Raw genomic sequence first — 13,269 nt, 5'->3', positions numbered from 1 at the left:
GGTTCTCGGACATGGGTACGGCTCCTCTTCCCCCACCGGTGTCGGAACCCCCTCGGATTCCCTGCGTCCTCCATTCGATCCGGGGAAGAAGGGCCCCCGGCCGCCGCCCGGCCGACCGCATGCTTGCATACATAGTCCGACGGCTCTTCGCAGTCGTCGCGATGCTGCTCGTCGTCACGCTCGTGACGCTCAGCATCTTCTTCCTCATCCCCAAGATGACCGGCAGCGACCCTGCCGCGATGTTCGTCGGCAAGCAGGCGGATCCGGCTTCCATCGAGGCCATCCGGCAGAAGCTGGGCCTGGACGAGCCGATCCTGGTGCAGTTCTGGCACTTCGTGTCCGGCATCTTCGTCGGCCGTGACTACACCGGCGGTGGCGACACCATCCACTGTGCCGCGCCCTGCTTCGGCTACTCGTTCCGTACCGAGCAGGACGTCTGGACCATGCTGACCGACGCCTTCCCGGTCACGCTCTCCATGGTCCTCGGCGCCGCTGTGCTGTGGCTCGTGCTCGGCGTCTCCACGGGCGTGGTGTCCGCGCTCAAGCGGGGCACGATCGTCGACCGTGCGGCGATGATCACCGCCCTGGCCGGCGTCTCGCTCCCCATCTTCTTCACCGCCATGCTCTCCATGCTCGTGTTCCGCACGCAGCTGGGCTGGCTCAAGTCCTCGTACACCCCGATCACCGAGTCCTTCGGCGGCTGGTTCGGCGGCCTGCTGCTCCCCTGGGTGACGCTCGCCTTCCTGTACGCGGCGATGTACGCGCGGCTCACCCGCGCGACCATGCTGGAGGTCCTGGGCGAGGACTACATCCGTACCGCCCGGGCCAAGGGCCTGCCCGAGCCGGTCGTGCTCGGCAAGCACGCCATGCGCTCCACCATGACCCCCATCCTGACCATCTTCGGCATGGACCTCGGCGCCCTCGTCGGCGGCGCGATCCTGACCGAGACCGCGTTCAGCCTGCCGGGCCTCGGCCAGGCGGCCTTCAGGGCCGTCAGCGAGCGGGACCTGCCGCTGATCCTGGCGGTCACGCTCATCACGGCCGCCGCCGTGGTCATCGCCAACCTCGTGGTGGACCTTCTGTACGCGGTGATCGACCCCCGAGTGAGGCTCGCATGACGGACAAGCTGACGAAGACGGGCGCCGCCGTGGGAGAGCCCGTCGACACCGGGAAGTCCGCCCCCACCGACGCCTTCCTCGACGTGCGCGACCTGAAGATCCACTTCCCGACCGACGACGGTCTGGTGAAGTCGGTCGACGGGCTCAGCTTCCAGCTGGAGAAGGGCAAGACCCTCGGCATCGTGGGCGAGTCCGGCTCCGGCAAGTCGGTCACCTCGCTCGGCATCATGGGCCTGCACACCGTCGGCCAGTACGGCCGGCAGAAGGCGCGGATCTCGGGCGAGATCTGGCTGAACGGGCGCGAGCTGCTCTCGGCGGACCCGGAAGAGGTCCGCAAGATGCGCGGCCGCGAGATGGCGATGATCTTCCAGGACCCGCTGTCCGCGATGCACCCGTACTACTCGGTCGGCAACCAGATCGTCGAGGCGTACCGCATCCACAACGACGTCGACAAGAAGACGGCGAAGAAGCGGGCCGTCGAACTCCTCGACCGGGTCGGCATCCCCGAGCCCGCCAAGCGGTTCGACAACTACCCGCACGAGTTCTCCGGCGGCATGCGCCAGCGCGCGATGATCGCCATGGCGCTCGTCAACAACCCCGAACTGCTCATCGCCGACGAGCCCACCACCGCGCTCGACGTCACCGTGCAGGCGCAGATCCTCGACCTGATGCGGGACCTCCAGAAGGAGTTCGGCTCCGCGGTCGTCATCATCACCCACGACCTCGGCGTCGTCGCCGAGCTCGCCGACGACATCCTCGTCATGTACGGCGGCCGCTGCGTCGAGCGCGGACCGGCCGAGTCCGTCTTCTACGAGCCGCAGCACCCCTACACCTGGGGCCTGCTCGGCTCGATGCCGAGGATCGACCGCGAGCAGACCGAGCGGCTCATCCCGGTCAAGGGCAACCCGCCCAGCCTCATCAACATCCCGAGCGGCTGCGCCTTCAACCCCCGCTGCCCGTACGCGGACGTCCCCAAGGGCGGCATCACGCGCACCCGGCGGCCGGAGCTGGAGCCGGCCGGGGACCGCCACTTCTCGGCATGCCACATGCCGCAGGAGGAGCGGACCCGCATCTGGACCGAAGAGATTGCGCCGAAACTGTGAGCGACAACATGGAGCCCCTGCTCAAGGTCACCGGCCTGAAGAAGCACTTCCCCATCAAGAAGGGGCTGCTCCAGCGGCAGACCGGTGCGGTCAAGGCGGTCGACGGCCTCGACTTCGAGGTCTACCCCGGTGAGACCCTCGGCGTCGTCGGCGAGTCCGGCTGCGGCAAGTCGACGATGGGCCGGCTCATCACCCGACTCCTCGAACCGACCGGCGGCTCGGTCGAGTTCCAGGGCACGGACATCTCCCACCTCGGCGTGGCGAAGATGCGTCCGCTGCGCCGCGACGTCCAGATGATCTTCCAGGACCCGTACGGCTCGCTGAACCCGCGCCACACGGTCGGCTCGATCGTCTCGGCCCCCTTCCGGCTCCAGGGCGTCGAGCCCGAGGGCGGCGTGAAGAAGGAGGTCCAGCGCCTCCTCGGCCTGGTCGGTCTGAACCCGGAGCACTACAACCGCTACCCGCACGAGTTCTCCGGCGGCCAGCGCCAGCGCATCGGCATCGCCCGCGCGCTCGCCCTGAAGCCGAAGCTCGTGGTCGCGGACGAGCCGGTCTCGGCCCTGGACGTCTCCATCCAGGCGCAGGTGGTCAATCTCCTGGACGACCTCCAGGAGGAACTGGGCCTCACCTACGTGTTCATCGCCCACGACCTGTCGGTCGTCCGGCACGTCTCGGACCGCATCGCGGTGATGTACCTGGGCAAGATCGTGGAGCTCGCGGACCGCAAGTCCCTGTACGAGGCGCCCATGCACCCGTACACCCGGGCCCTGATGTCCGCGGTCCCGATCCCGGACCCGCGCCGCCGGGGCGCCAAGAGCGACCGGATCCTGCTGAAGGGCGACGTCCCGTCCCCGATCGCCCCGCCGCCCGGCTGCCGCTTCCACACCCGCTGCTGGAAGGCCACGGACCTGTGCAAGACCCAGGAGCCCCCGCTCCTGGAGCTCCGCCCGGGCCAGCGGGTGGCCTGCCACCACCCGGAGAACGCGGAGGGCGTGACGATCCCGGCGGCCCGCGCATCGGTGGACGTCTCGATCACGAAGAAGCCGGAGCCGGCGGCCGAGTCCGCGAAGCCCGAGGTCTCCGAGCCGACCGCCGAGGACGACGCCTCCGAGTCGTGAGCAGGAGAGGCCCCCGCCGCCGAGCGCGACGGGGGCCTTCCCACCTCCGCGTGCCGGGACAATGGGGTCCGTGCTCCACGAACTGTTCACCCCCTCCGTCCAACACGCCCTCGATCTCGTCGGCATCTTCGTCTTCGCCATCTCCGGCGCCCTCCTCGCCGTCCGCAAGAACTTCGACGTCTTCGGCATCGCCGTCCTCGCCGAGGTCACCGCCCTCGGCGGCGGTCTCTTCCGCGACCTGGTCATCGGCGCCGTGCCCCCCGCCGCCTTCACCGATCTCGGCTACTTCCTGACGCCGCTGATCGCGGCGGTCCTCGTCTTCTTCCTGCATCCGGAGGTCGAGCGCACCCAGACCGCGGTGAACGTCTTCGACGCGGCGGGTCTGGGGCTGTTCTGCGTGACCGGCACGACCAAGGCGTACGACTACGGGCTGGGCCTCACCTCCTCCGCCGCCCTGGGTCTCGCGACCGCCGTCGGCGGCGGTGTGCTGCGGGACGTGCTGGCGAACGAGGTGCCGTCGCTGCTGCGCTGGGACCGGGACCTGTACGCCGTCCCGGCGATCGTGGGCGCGACGATGGTCGTGCTGTGCCTCCGGTTCGACGCGCTGAACGCCTTCACGAGCGGTGCCGCCGTCCTCACGGCCTTCGTGCTCCGTCTCCTCGCGATGCGCTACCACTGGCGCGCGCCCCGCGCCTGGAACCGCCGTTCGTCCGCCCGCGAGGAGGACGCCCAAAAAGCTACCGCTCAGTAGCTACCCTGCGGTACCGTCGAAACCATGAGCACGAGCACCGAGACCGCCGCCGCTGTCACGAGCGAGTTCGACCGCGACACCGCCCTCGTCCTCCGGGAACCGGGCGTCTACGACGCCGAACTCTCCGCCGGCTGGACGATCATCCAGGCCGTCAACGGCGGCTACCTCCTCGCCCTGCTCGGCCGCGCCCTCGGCGACCACCTGCCGCACCCGGACCCGTTCACGATCTCGGCGCACTACCTCACGCCGTCCGTGCCCGGCCCCGCCGTGATCCGCGCGCAGACCGTCCGCACCGGCCGGACGCTCTCCACCGGACAGGCCTCGCTCTTCCAGTACGCCGAGGACGGCACCGAGGTCGAGCGCATCCGCGTCCTCGCCTCGTACGGAGACCTCGACGCCCTCCCCGACGACGTCCGCACCTCCGCGACCCCGCCGGCCATCGCCCCGATCGAGCACTGCTTCAGCGCGGCCGACAACCCGGCCCCGAGGATCCCCGGCTCCTCCGCGATCGCCGACCGCCTCGACCTCCGCCTGGACCCGGCCTGCGTCGGCTGGGCGGTCGGCGCGCCCTCGGGCAAGGGCGAGATGCGCGCCTGGTTCGGCCTCGCCGACGGCCGCGAGCCCGACGCGCTGTCCCTGCTCCTCGCCGTCGACGCCCTGCCGCCGACCTCCTTCGAGCTGGGCCTCAAGGGCTGGACGCCGACGGTCGAGCTCACGACCCACGTGCGCTGCCGCCCGGCGCCCGGCCCGCTGCGGGTCTCGATCACCACGCGGAACCTGGCGGGCGGCTTCCTGGAGGAGGACGCCGAGGTCTGGGACAGCGCGAACCGCCTGGTGGCCCAGTCCCGCCAGCTGGCCCGCGCCCCGCGCGACTGAACCCCGCGGCGCCGGACGGCGACACCGTCCGGCGCGGCCGAGAACCGCCGTCCGCGCCCGCCGTTAGACGGACCGGGCGCCGGGCGGCGGCGGGCGGGCTCGTAGAATCGACCCACCATGGCTTACCTCGACCACGCCGCGACCACGCCCATGCTGCCCGAGGCGATCGAGGCGATGACCGCCCAGCTCGCCGTCACGGGCAACGCCTCCTCCCTGCACGCCGCCGGGCGGCGCGCCCGGCGGACCGTCGAGGAGGGGCGCGAGACGCTCGCCGCCGCGCTCGGCGCGCGACCGAGCGAAGTCGTCTTCACCTCCGGCGGCACGGAGGCCGACAACCTCGCCGTGAAGGGGCTCTACTGGGCCCGCCACGACGCCGACCCCCGCCGCACCCGCGTCCTGGCCAGCCCGGTCGAACACCACGCCGTCCTCGACGCCGTCGACTGGCTCGCCACCCACGAGGGCGCCCAGGTCGAGTACCTGCCCGTCGACCGCCACGGCCGCGTCCACCCGGACGCGCTCCGCGAGGCGATCGCCCGGGACCCCGAGTCCGTGGCCCTGGCCACCGTCATGTGGGCGAACAACGAGATCGGCACGATCATGCCGGTCCGTGAACTCGCCGACGTCGCCGCCGAGTCCGGCGTGCCCCTGCACGCCGACGCCGTCCAGGCCGTCGGACAGATCCCCGTCGACTTCGCCGCCTCCGGCCTCGCCGCGATGACGGTCTCCGGCCACAAGATCGGCGGCCCCTACGGCATCGGCGCCCTCCTCCTGGGCCGCGAGCACACCCCCGTACCCGTGCTGCACGGCGGCGGCCAGGAGCGGCACGTCCGCTCCGGCACCCTCGACGTGCCCGCCGTCGCCGCCTTCGCCGTCGCCGCCCGGCTCGCCGCCGAGCGGCAGGAGGAGTCCGCCCGCGAGGTCGGCGCCCTGCGCGACGAGCTCGTCGCCGCCGTCCGGGCGGTCGTGCCCGACGCGATCCTCGGCGGCGACCCCGTCGACCGGCTCCCCGCCAACGCCCACTTCACCTTCCCGGGCTGCGAGGGAGACTCCCTGCTCCTGCTGCTCGACGCGGCCGGCATCGCCTGTTCCACGGGCTCCGCGTGCACCGCCGGGATCGCCCAGCCCAGCCACGTCCTGCTCGCCACCGGCGCCGACCCCGAGCTGGCCCGGGGCACCCTGCGCTTCTCGCTCGGCCACACCTCCACCCAGGAGGACGTGGCGGCGGTGGCGGAAGCCATCGGCCCGGCCGTGGAGCGGGCCAGGACCGCCGGCCTCAGCTGAGCCGCGAGCGGGCCCGGCGCACCAGCGCCATGTACCGGTCCCAGTCCCAGTGCGGACCGGGATCGGTGTGGTCGGTGCCCTCGACCTCGACGTGCCCGATGATGTGCTCCCGGTCCACGGGGATCCCGTACCGCGCGCAGATGTCGGCCGTCAGCCGCGCCGACCCCTCGTACATCGCCGCCGTGAAGTCCTGCGGCCGGTCGACGAAGCCCTCGTGCTCGATGCCGATGCTCCGCTCGTTCATGTCGCGGTTCCCCGCGTGGAAGGCGACGTCGAGCTCCCGGATCATCTGCGCCACATGACCGTCCTTGCGGACCACGTAGTGCGCGGCGGCCCCGTGCGCCGGGTTCTTGAAGACCTTCACGGCGGAGGCGTAGCTGCCCTGGACGACATGGATCACGACCCGGTCGATCGTGTAGTCGTCGGGCCGGTCGGCCCGCCGCCAGTTCGCCCGCGCCGCCGCCGTCCACTCGGAGCCCTTGTGGTCCAGCTCGCCCTCGACCCGCTTCTTCTCCATCCCCGGCAGCCGCCACCAGAGCCGCCCCAGCTCGTCCCTCGCCAGCGCGGCCGTGCCCACCGCCGCGGCCGCGCCGCCGATCAGCACGGCGCGCCGCCCCACCCGGCGGCGCTCCGCACCGCTTCCCGTCCCCTTCGACCTGCTCCCCATGCCACGGAGAACGCTCACCACCGCGACCGCGGTTCCCGGAGCCCCGTACCCTGGTAGGGCTATGACCCATACTCTCCGCGTTCTCGCCGCCATGTCGGGCGGAGTGGACTCCGCCGTCGCCGCCGCCCGCGCCGCCGAAGCCGGCCACGACGTCACCGGCGTGCACCTGGCCCTCTCCGCGAACCCGCAGTCCTTCCGTACCGGGGCGCGCGGCTGTTGCACGATCGAGGACTCGCGCGACGCGCGCCGGGCGGCCGACGTCATCGGCATCCCCTTCTACGTGTGGGACCTCGCCGAGCGTTTCCGCGAGGACGTCGTCGACGACTTCGTCGCGGAGTACGAGGCGGGCCGCACGCCCAACCCGTGCCTGCGCTGCAACGAGAAGATCAAGTTCGCCGCGCTCCTCGACAAGGCGCTCGCCCTCGGCTTCGACGCCGTCTGCACCGGCCACTACGCCACCGTCGTCCTGACCGAGGACGGCCGCCGCGAGCTGCACCGGGCCTCCGACATGGCCAAGGACCAGTCGTACGTCCTCGGCGTGCTGGACGAGAAGCAGCTCGCGCACGCGATGTTCCCGCTCGGGGACACCCTCACCACCAAGGACGAGATCCGGGCGGAGGCCGAGCGGCGCGGGCTCGCGGTCGCGAAGAAGCCCGACAGCCACGACATCTGCTTCATCGCCGACGGCGACACCCAGGGCTTCCTCGCCGCCCGTCTCGGCAAGGCGGAGGGCGACATCGTCGACGAGTCCGGGACCAAGGTCGGCAGCCACGAGGGCGCGTTCGGCTTCACCATCGGCCAGCGCAAGGGCCTGCGGATCGGGCACCCGGCCGCGGACGGCAAGCCCCGCTACGTCCTCGACATCTCGCCCGTGAACAACACCGTCACGGTCGGCCCCGCCGAGGCGCTCGACGTCACCGCCCTCACCGCGATCAAGCCCCGCTGGTGCGGCACCGCACCCGAGGGCCCCGGCCGCTACACGGCGCAGCTCCGCGCCCACGGCGACGAGACGCCGGTGAGCGCGGCGATGGAGGACGGCGAGCTGAAGGTCACCTTCGACGAGCCGGTCCGCGGCGTGGCCCCCGGCCAGGCGATCGTCCTGTACGACGGCACGCGCGTGGTGGGCTCGGCGACGATCGCGGCGACCGTACGGCGCACGGCCGCTCCCGCCTGAGGCAGTTGCTAGGCCGGCTCGTCCAGGAACTCCTCCAGGACCGGCGCCAGGACGTGCGGGGCCACCTCGTGCGTCTGGCCCGTGAGGGTGCGGTGCCGGGCCCGGGGGAGGGCCGCCGTCAGGGCGCGGGCCGCCTGCCGCGTCGCCACCGGGCTCGCACCCCCGTCGACCACGAGCACGCGCGCGTGGACCGCCCCCAGGAGCCCGTCCGCGAGCGGCTCCGGCTCGTACACCGAGACCGCGCCCACCGGCAGCCCGGCCGCCGCCGCCGCGAGCGCGAGGACCCCGCCCGTCTCCGTGCCGTGCACGGCCGCGCCCGGACCCGCCGCCGCCAGGACGGCCGCCAGGTCCTCGATCTCCCGCTCCACCGCCCCGGCACCGCGCCGCTCGTAGGTCACGACGGAGAACCGCCGGGCGAGCAGCCCGGCGAGCGCCCGACCGGCCCCGTCCGGCCCGTCCACCAGCACGACGGCCCGCCCTTCCCCGTACCGCTCGTACGCGATCTCCGTACCGTCCCGCGACACGACCCGGCCGCAGCTCATCTCGTCCATGGCAGGGCAGACCGGTGCCGTCACCGGAACTCATCGCCGCCCGCCGGACTTCTTCCGCGACCGCCTACGGTGGGGCCATGAACATCTGCGTCTTCCTCTCCGCCGCCGACCTCGACGAGCGCTACACGACCCCCGCCCGCGAGTTCGCCACGCTGCTCGGCAAGGCCGGCCACACCCTGGTCTGGGGCGGCTCGGACACCGGCCTGATGAAGGTCGTCGCGGACGGCGTCCAGGACGCGGGCGGCCGGCTCGTCGGCGTCTCCGTGGACTTCCTCGCCCACAAGGCCCGGCCGGACGCGGACGAGATGGTCATCGCCGGGGACCTGGCCGAGCGCAAGGCCCTGCTCCTCGCGAAGTCCGACGCGATCGTGGTCATGGTCGGCGGTACGGGCACCCTCGACGAGGCCACCGAGATCCTGGAGCTGAAGAAGCACGGGAAGCACTCCAAGCCGGTCGTCCTCCTCAACACGGCCGGTTTCTACGACGGCCTGAAGGTCCAGTTCCGCCGCATGGAGGAGGAGGGCTTCCTCCCGCTCCCCCTCACCGGCCTCGTCTTCTTCGCGGACGACGCCCGGACGGCCCTCGCCCACCTGGAGGCGGAGATCGCCTCCCGCTGATGCGAGCATGGTGCCCATGGCTACTCATGTGATCACCGGAGCCGGTTCCGGCATCGGCGCGGCCGTCGCGCGGCGGCTGCACGCGCGCGGGGACGCACTCGTGCTCCACGCGCGCGACGCGGCCCGCGCGAAGGAGCTCGCCGCGCGGTTCCCCGGCGCGCGGACCCTCGTCGGCGACCTCGCCGACCCGGACCGGCTGTCCTGGGCGTTCTCCCACCAGAGCCTGCCGGACCGGGTCGACAGCCTGCTGCACATCGCGGGCGTCGTCGACCTCGGCCCGATCGGGGAGCTCACCCCGAAGACCTGGCACCACCAGCTGAACGTCAACCTGGTCGCCCCGGCCGAGCTGACCCGCCACTTCCTGCCCCAGCTGCGGGTGACCCAGGGCCACGTCGTCTTCGTGAACTCGGGCGCCGGGCTCAACGCGCACGCCGAGTGGGGGGCGTACGCCGCCTCCAAGCACGGCCTCAAGGCCCTCGCCGACTCCCTGCGGCACGAGGAGCACGCCAACGGCGTGCGGGTGACCTCGGTCTATCCGGGCCGGACCGCCAGCCCCATGCAGGCGAAGGTCCACCAGCAGGAGGGCAAGGAGTACGACCCGTCGCGCTGGATCGACCCCGAGTCCGTCGCGACGGCGATCCTCACCGCGATCGACCTGCCGCGCGACGCGGAGATCAACGACCTCACCGTGCGCCCGGGGCGGTAGACGTGGACGACACCAAGCTCTGGGGCGCGGCCACCGGCGTCGGCTCCCTGCCCGGGGGCGACGCGCGCGAGGCCGCCAAGACCGGCACCGGCTCCTTCGAGGACTTCCCGTTCCTCGCCGAGCTGCCCGCGCGCGGCCCCGGCGCCGACATGATCGGCCGGACCACCGGGATGCTCGTCGACCTCTACGCGCACGTGGAGCCCAGCGGCTGGCGGATCAGCGACCGGCCGGGACGCGACACCAAGCGGGCCCGCTCCTGGCTCGGCGAGGACCTCGACGCCCTGGAGGAGTTCACCCAGGGGTACGAGGGCCCGCTCAAGGTCCAGGCCGTCGGCCCGTGGACGCTCGCCGCGGCCCTGGAGCTGCGCGGCGGCGAGGCCGCCCTCGGCGACGCCGGCGCCTGCCGCGATCTGGCCGGCTCCCTCGCGGAGGGCCTCCGCGCGCACCTCGCCGAGGTCGCCCGGCGGGTCCCGGGCGCGCGGATCGTGCTCCAGCTCGACGAGCCCTCGCTCATCGCCGTGCTGCGCGGGCAGATCCGTACCGCCAGCGGGTACCGCACCCACCGGGCCGTCGACCGGCAGGTCGTGGAGAGCGCCCTGCGGGACGTGATGGCCGTCCACGACGGGCCGGCGGTCGTCCACTCCTGCGCGCCCGACGTGCCGTTCGCCCTGCTGCGGCGCGCGGGGGCCGCGGGCATCTCGTTCGATTTCTCGCTCCTCACCGAACGTGACGAGGAGGCGATCGGCGAGGCCGTGGAGGCCGGCACGAAGCTCTTCGCCGGTGTGGTGCCGTCCACCGACACGGCATTGTCGGACCCGGGCGGTAGCGTCATGGGTGTCAGGACGCTGTGGCGCAGGCTGGGGCTGAATCCGGGGACTCTCGCCGAGTCCGTCGTGGTCACGCCCTCGTGCGGGCTCGCGGGTGCTTCGCCCGCCTATGCCCGGGCGGCGCTCGCCCACTGCGTCAGAGCGGCACGGTCGCTCGCGGACAACCCTGAGTAACGGGAGGACGAAACGGTGGCAGTCGAACAGGGGGCCCTGCCCGCCGAGGCACGGGAGAAGCACGCCGAGCTGGCGGAGCAGGTCGAGGAGCACCGCTTCCGGTACTACGTGAAGGACCAGCCGGTCGTCAGCGACGGCGAGTTCGACAAGCTCCTGCGCGCGCTCGAAGCGCTGGAGGAGGAGTACCCGGAGCTGCGCACGCCGGATTCGCCGACCCAGAAGGTCGCCGGGCAGTACGAGACCGAGTTCACCTCCGTCGAGCACCGGGAGCGCATGCTCTCCCTGGACAACGCCTTCGACGAGGAGGAGCTGGCCACCTGGGCCGAGCGGGTCGCGCGGGACGTCGGCACGCCCGGCTACCACTACCTGTGCGAGCTGAAGGTCGACGGCCTCGCGGTCAACCTCACCTACGAGCGCGGCCGGCTGACCCGCGCCGCCACCCGCGGCGACGGCCGCACCGGCGAGGACATCACGCCCAACGTGCGGACGATCGCCGACATCCCGGAGCGGCTGCACGGCGACCGGATCCCGGAGCTCGTGGAGATCCGCGGCGAGGTCTACTTCCCGATGGAGGCCTTCGAGGGGCTCAACGCCCGTCTGGTGGAGGCCGGCGACAAGCCCTTCGCCAACCCGCGCAACGCCGCCGCCGGTTCGCTCCGCCAGAAGGACCCGAAGGTCACCGCCTCCCGCCCGCTGCACATGGTGGTGCACGGCATCGGCGCCCGCGAGGGCTTCGACATCGACTGCCTCTCCCACGCGTACGAGCTGCTCCGCGAGTGGGGCCTGCCCACCGCCCGGCACAACAAGGTCGTCGACTCGCTCGACGGCGTGCGGGAGTTCATCGCGTACTTCGGGGAGAACCGCCACTCCGTCGAGCACGAGATCGACGGGGTCGTCGTCAAGCTCGACGAGATCCCGCTCCAGGGCCGGCTGGGCTCCACCGCGCGCGCCCCGCGCTGGGCGATCGCCTGGAAGTACGCGCCGGAGGAGGTCAACACCCGGCTGGTCGACATCAAGGTCGGCGTCGGCCGCACCGGGCGCGTCACGCCGTACGCCCAGGTCGAGCCGGTGACCGTGGCCGGCTCCGAGGTCGAGTTCGCGACCCTGCACAACCAGGAGGTCGTGAAGGCCAAGGGCGTGCTGATCGGCGACACGGTCGTGCTGCGCAAGGCCGGCGACGTGATCCCCGAGATCCTCGGTCCCGTCGCCGACCTGCGGGACGGCACCGAGCGGGAGTTCGTGATGCCCGCCGAGTGCCCCGAGTGCGGGACGCCGCTGAAGGCGATGAAGGAGGGCGACATCGACCTCCGCTGCCCGAACGCCCGGACGTGCCCGGCCCAGCTGCGTGAACGTCTCTTCTTCCTCGCCGGGCGCCAGTGCCTGGACATCGAGAACTTCGGCGCCGTGGCCGCCGCCGCCCTGACCCGGCCGCTGGAGCCTGCCGAGCCGCCGCTCGTCGACGAGGGCGACCTCTTCGACCTCACCATCGAGCAGCTCCTCCCGATCAAGGCGTACGTCCTCGACCCGGACAGCGGGCTGCCCCGCCGCGACCCGAAGACCGGCGAGGAGAAGATCGTCACGGTCTTCGCCAACCAGAAGGGCGAGCCGAAGAAGAACGCGCTCGCCATGCTGGAGAACATCGCGGCGGCGAAGACCCGCCCGCTCGCCCGCTTCATCAACGGGCTCTCCATCCGTCACGTGGGGCCGGTCGCGGCCGAGGCGCTGGCCCGCGAGTTCCGCTCCCTGGAGCGGATCGAGCAGGCGAGCGAGGAGGAGCTCGCGGCCGTCGACGGCGTCGGCGGGATCATCGCGGCCGCCGTGAAGCAGTGGTTCTCCGAGGAGTGGCACCGCGAGATCGTGCGCAAGTGGCGCGCCGCCGGGGTCTCCCTGGAGGACGAGGGGGCCGGCGAGGACGAGGGCCCACGTCCGCTGGAAGGCCTGACGGTCGTGGTGACCGGCACCCTGGAGAAGTTCACCAGGGATGGCGCAAAAGAATCGCTCCAGCGGCTCGGAGCGAAGGTGACCGGTTCCGTTTCGAAGAAGACCGCCTTCGTGGTGGTGGGTGAAAACCCTGGTTCGAAGTACGACAAAGCGATGCAGCTGAAGGTTCCGGTTCTGGACGAGGAAGGCTTCTCCGTCCTGCTCGAACAGGGGCCCGAGGCCGCTCGGGAGGCCGCGGTGCCGGTCGCCGAGTAGCCCCCGGACACCCCCCGGCGGCTCACCCGTTCGGCGCATACCAGATCGTTACGGGTGGCCGGGTCGCATTCGGGCAAGAGAGGGAGAGCGCTGCCCGTCGAAGCCCTCGG

The 13,269-nt window shown here is 72.2% G+C and carries 13 protein-coding genes; 11 read left to right on the top strand and 2 right to left on the bottom strand.

Annotated features, from left to right (window positions below):
* Positions 1-119 precede the first annotated feature (119 nt).
* From ABTY59_RS23400 to ABTY59_RS23375, 6 genes are all read left to right on the top strand, one after another.
* Entirely contained in the window at positions 120-1,118 is a 999-nt protein-coding gene (locus ABTY59_RS23400; protein ID WP_352020937.1) for an ABC transporter permease, read from the top strand.
* Positions 1,115-2,221: an ABC transporter ATP-binding protein gene (locus tag ABTY59_RS23395; protein WP_352020936.1), complete on the top strand. Its 1,107-nt coding sequence runs from the start codon at positions 1,115-1,117 to the stop codon at positions 2,219-2,221. Before ABTY59_RS23400 ends, ABTY59_RS23395 begins: the two co-directional genes overlap by 4 nt.
* Positions 2,222-2,229: 8 nt before the next feature.
* Positions 2,230-3,339 carry an ABC transporter ATP-binding protein gene (locus tag ABTY59_RS23390; RefSeq protein WP_352020949.1) on the top strand — a complete coding sequence of 370 codons (1,110 nt, stop codon included), beginning with the start codon at positions 2,230-2,232 and terminating at the stop codon, positions 3,337-3,339.
* Between the two features lie 70 nt (positions 3,340-3,409).
* Positions 3,410-4,090: a trimeric intracellular cation channel family protein gene (locus ABTY59_RS23385; protein WP_352020935.1), complete on the top strand. Its 681-nt coding sequence runs from the start codon at positions 3,410-3,412 to the stop codon at positions 4,088-4,090.
* A gap of 24 nt (positions 4,091-4,114) precedes the next feature.
* Positions 4,115-4,966: a thioesterase family protein gene (locus ABTY59_RS23380; protein ID WP_352020934.1), complete on the top strand. Its 852-nt coding sequence runs from the start codon at positions 4,115-4,117 to the stop codon at positions 4,964-4,966.
* 117 nt (positions 4,967-5,083) lie between these two features.
* Positions 5,084-6,247: a cysteine desulfurase family protein gene (locus ABTY59_RS23375; RefSeq protein ID WP_352020933.1), complete on the top strand. Its 1,164-nt coding sequence runs from the start codon at positions 5,084-5,086 to the stop codon at positions 6,245-6,247.
* Here ABTY59_RS23375 and ABTY59_RS23370 read toward each other — a convergent pair.
* Complete coding sequence (locus tag ABTY59_RS23370; protein ID WP_352020932.1) at positions 6,240-6,914, bottom strand: N-acetylmuramoyl-L-alanine amidase; 675 nt, start codon at positions 6,912-6,914, stop codon at positions 6,240-6,242. The genes ABTY59_RS23375 and ABTY59_RS23370 overlap by 8 nt on opposite strands.
* 61 nt (positions 6,915-6,975) lie before the next feature.
* On the opposite strand from ABTY59_RS23370, the gene mnmA reads away from it, so the two are divergent.
* Positions 6,976-8,088 (top strand): tRNA 2-thiouridine(34) synthase MnmA, encoded by a 1,113-nt coding sequence (mnmA, locus tag ABTY59_RS23365; protein WP_352020931.1) that lies wholly within the window; start codon positions 6,976-6,978, stop codon positions 8,086-8,088.
* An 8-nt stretch (positions 8,089-8,096) separates the two neighbouring features.
* On the opposite strand, the gene ABTY59_RS23360 is transcribed toward mnmA, so the two are convergent.
* Positions 8,097-8,639, bottom strand: a complete 543-nt coding sequence (locus ABTY59_RS23360) for an alpha/beta fold hydrolase (protein WP_352020948.1) — start codon at positions 8,637-8,639, stop codon at positions 8,097-8,099.
* A gap of 77 nt (positions 8,640-8,716) precedes the next feature.
* Between ABTY59_RS23360 and ABTY59_RS23355 the strand changes: the two genes are divergently transcribed.
* Genes ABTY59_RS23355 through ligA form a run of 4 tightly spaced genes read left to right on the top strand, consistent with a single transcriptional unit; the run spans position 8,717 to position 13,159 of the window.
* Positions 8,717-9,256: an LOG family protein gene (locus ABTY59_RS23355; protein ID WP_352020930.1), complete on the top strand. Its 540-nt coding sequence runs from the start codon at positions 8,717-8,719 to the stop codon at positions 9,254-9,256.
* Positions 9,257-9,263: 7 nt separating this feature from the next.
* Positions 9,264-9,962, top strand: a complete 699-nt coding sequence (locus ABTY59_RS23350; protein ID WP_352020929.1) for an SDR family oxidoreductase — start codon at positions 9,264-9,266, stop codon at positions 9,960-9,962.
* 2 nt (positions 9,963-9,964) lie between these two features.
* Positions 9,965-10,963 (top strand): methionine synthase, encoded by a 999-nt coding sequence (locus ABTY59_RS23345; protein ID WP_352020928.1) that lies wholly within the window; start codon positions 9,965-9,967, stop codon positions 10,961-10,963.
* A 15-nt stretch (positions 10,964-10,978) separates the two neighbouring features.
* Complete coding sequence (ligA, locus tag ABTY59_RS23340) at positions 10,979-13,159, top strand: NAD-dependent DNA ligase LigA (protein WP_352020927.1); 2,181 nt, start codon at positions 10,979-10,981, stop codon at positions 13,157-13,159.
* Positions 13,160-13,269 lie beyond the last annotated feature (110 nt).

The organism is Streptomyces sp. NPDC096079, from assembly GCF_040303145.1.
Classification (GTDB): Bacteria; Actinomycetota; Actinomycetes; order Streptomycetales; family Streptomycetaceae; genus Streptomyces.
Note: the sequence above shows the minus strand (reverse complement) of the source record. Positions and strands in the feature narration are given on the sequence as shown.

What these genes read in the sequence shown, in the direction of transcription:
- ABTY59_RS23400 (WP_352020937.1), top strand. Translation starts at nt 120, where the DNA reads ATGCTTGCATACATAGTCCGACGGCTCTTCGCAGTCGTCGCGATGCTG.
- ABTY59_RS23395 (WP_352020936.1), top strand. Translation starts at nt 1,115, where the DNA reads ATGACGGACAAGCTGACGAAGACGGGCGCCGCCGTGGGAGAGCCCGTC.
- ABTY59_RS23390 (WP_352020949.1), top strand. Translation starts at nt 2,230, where the DNA reads ATGGAGCCCCTGCTCAAGGTCACCGGCCTGAAGAAGCACTTCCCCATC.
- ABTY59_RS23380 (WP_352020934.1), top strand. Translation starts at nt 4,115, where the DNA reads ATGAGCACGAGCACCGAGACCGCCGCCGCTGTCACGAGCGAGTTCGAC.
- ABTY59_RS23375 (WP_352020933.1), top strand. Translation starts at nt 5,084, where the DNA reads ATGGCTTACCTCGACCACGCCGCGACCACGCCCATGCTGCCCGAGGCG.
- ABTY59_RS23370 (WP_352020932.1), bottom strand. Translation starts at nt 6,914, where the DNA reads ATGGGGAGCAGGTCGAAGGGGACGGGAAGCGGTGCGGAGCGCCGCCGG.
- mnmA (WP_352020931.1), top strand. Translation starts at nt 6,976, where the DNA reads ATGACCCATACTCTCCGCGTTCTCGCCGCCATGTCGGGCGGAGTGGAC.
- ABTY59_RS23360 (WP_352020948.1), bottom strand. Translation starts at nt 8,639, where the DNA reads ATGGACGAGATGAGCTGCGGCCGGGTCGTGTCGCGGGACGGTACGGAG.
- ABTY59_RS23355 (WP_352020930.1), top strand. Translation starts at nt 8,717, where the DNA reads ATGAACATCTGCGTCTTCCTCTCCGCCGCCGACCTCGACGAGCGCTAC.
- ABTY59_RS23350 (WP_352020929.1), top strand. Translation starts at nt 9,264, where the DNA reads ATGGTGCCCATGGCTACTCATGTGATCACCGGAGCCGGTTCCGGCATC.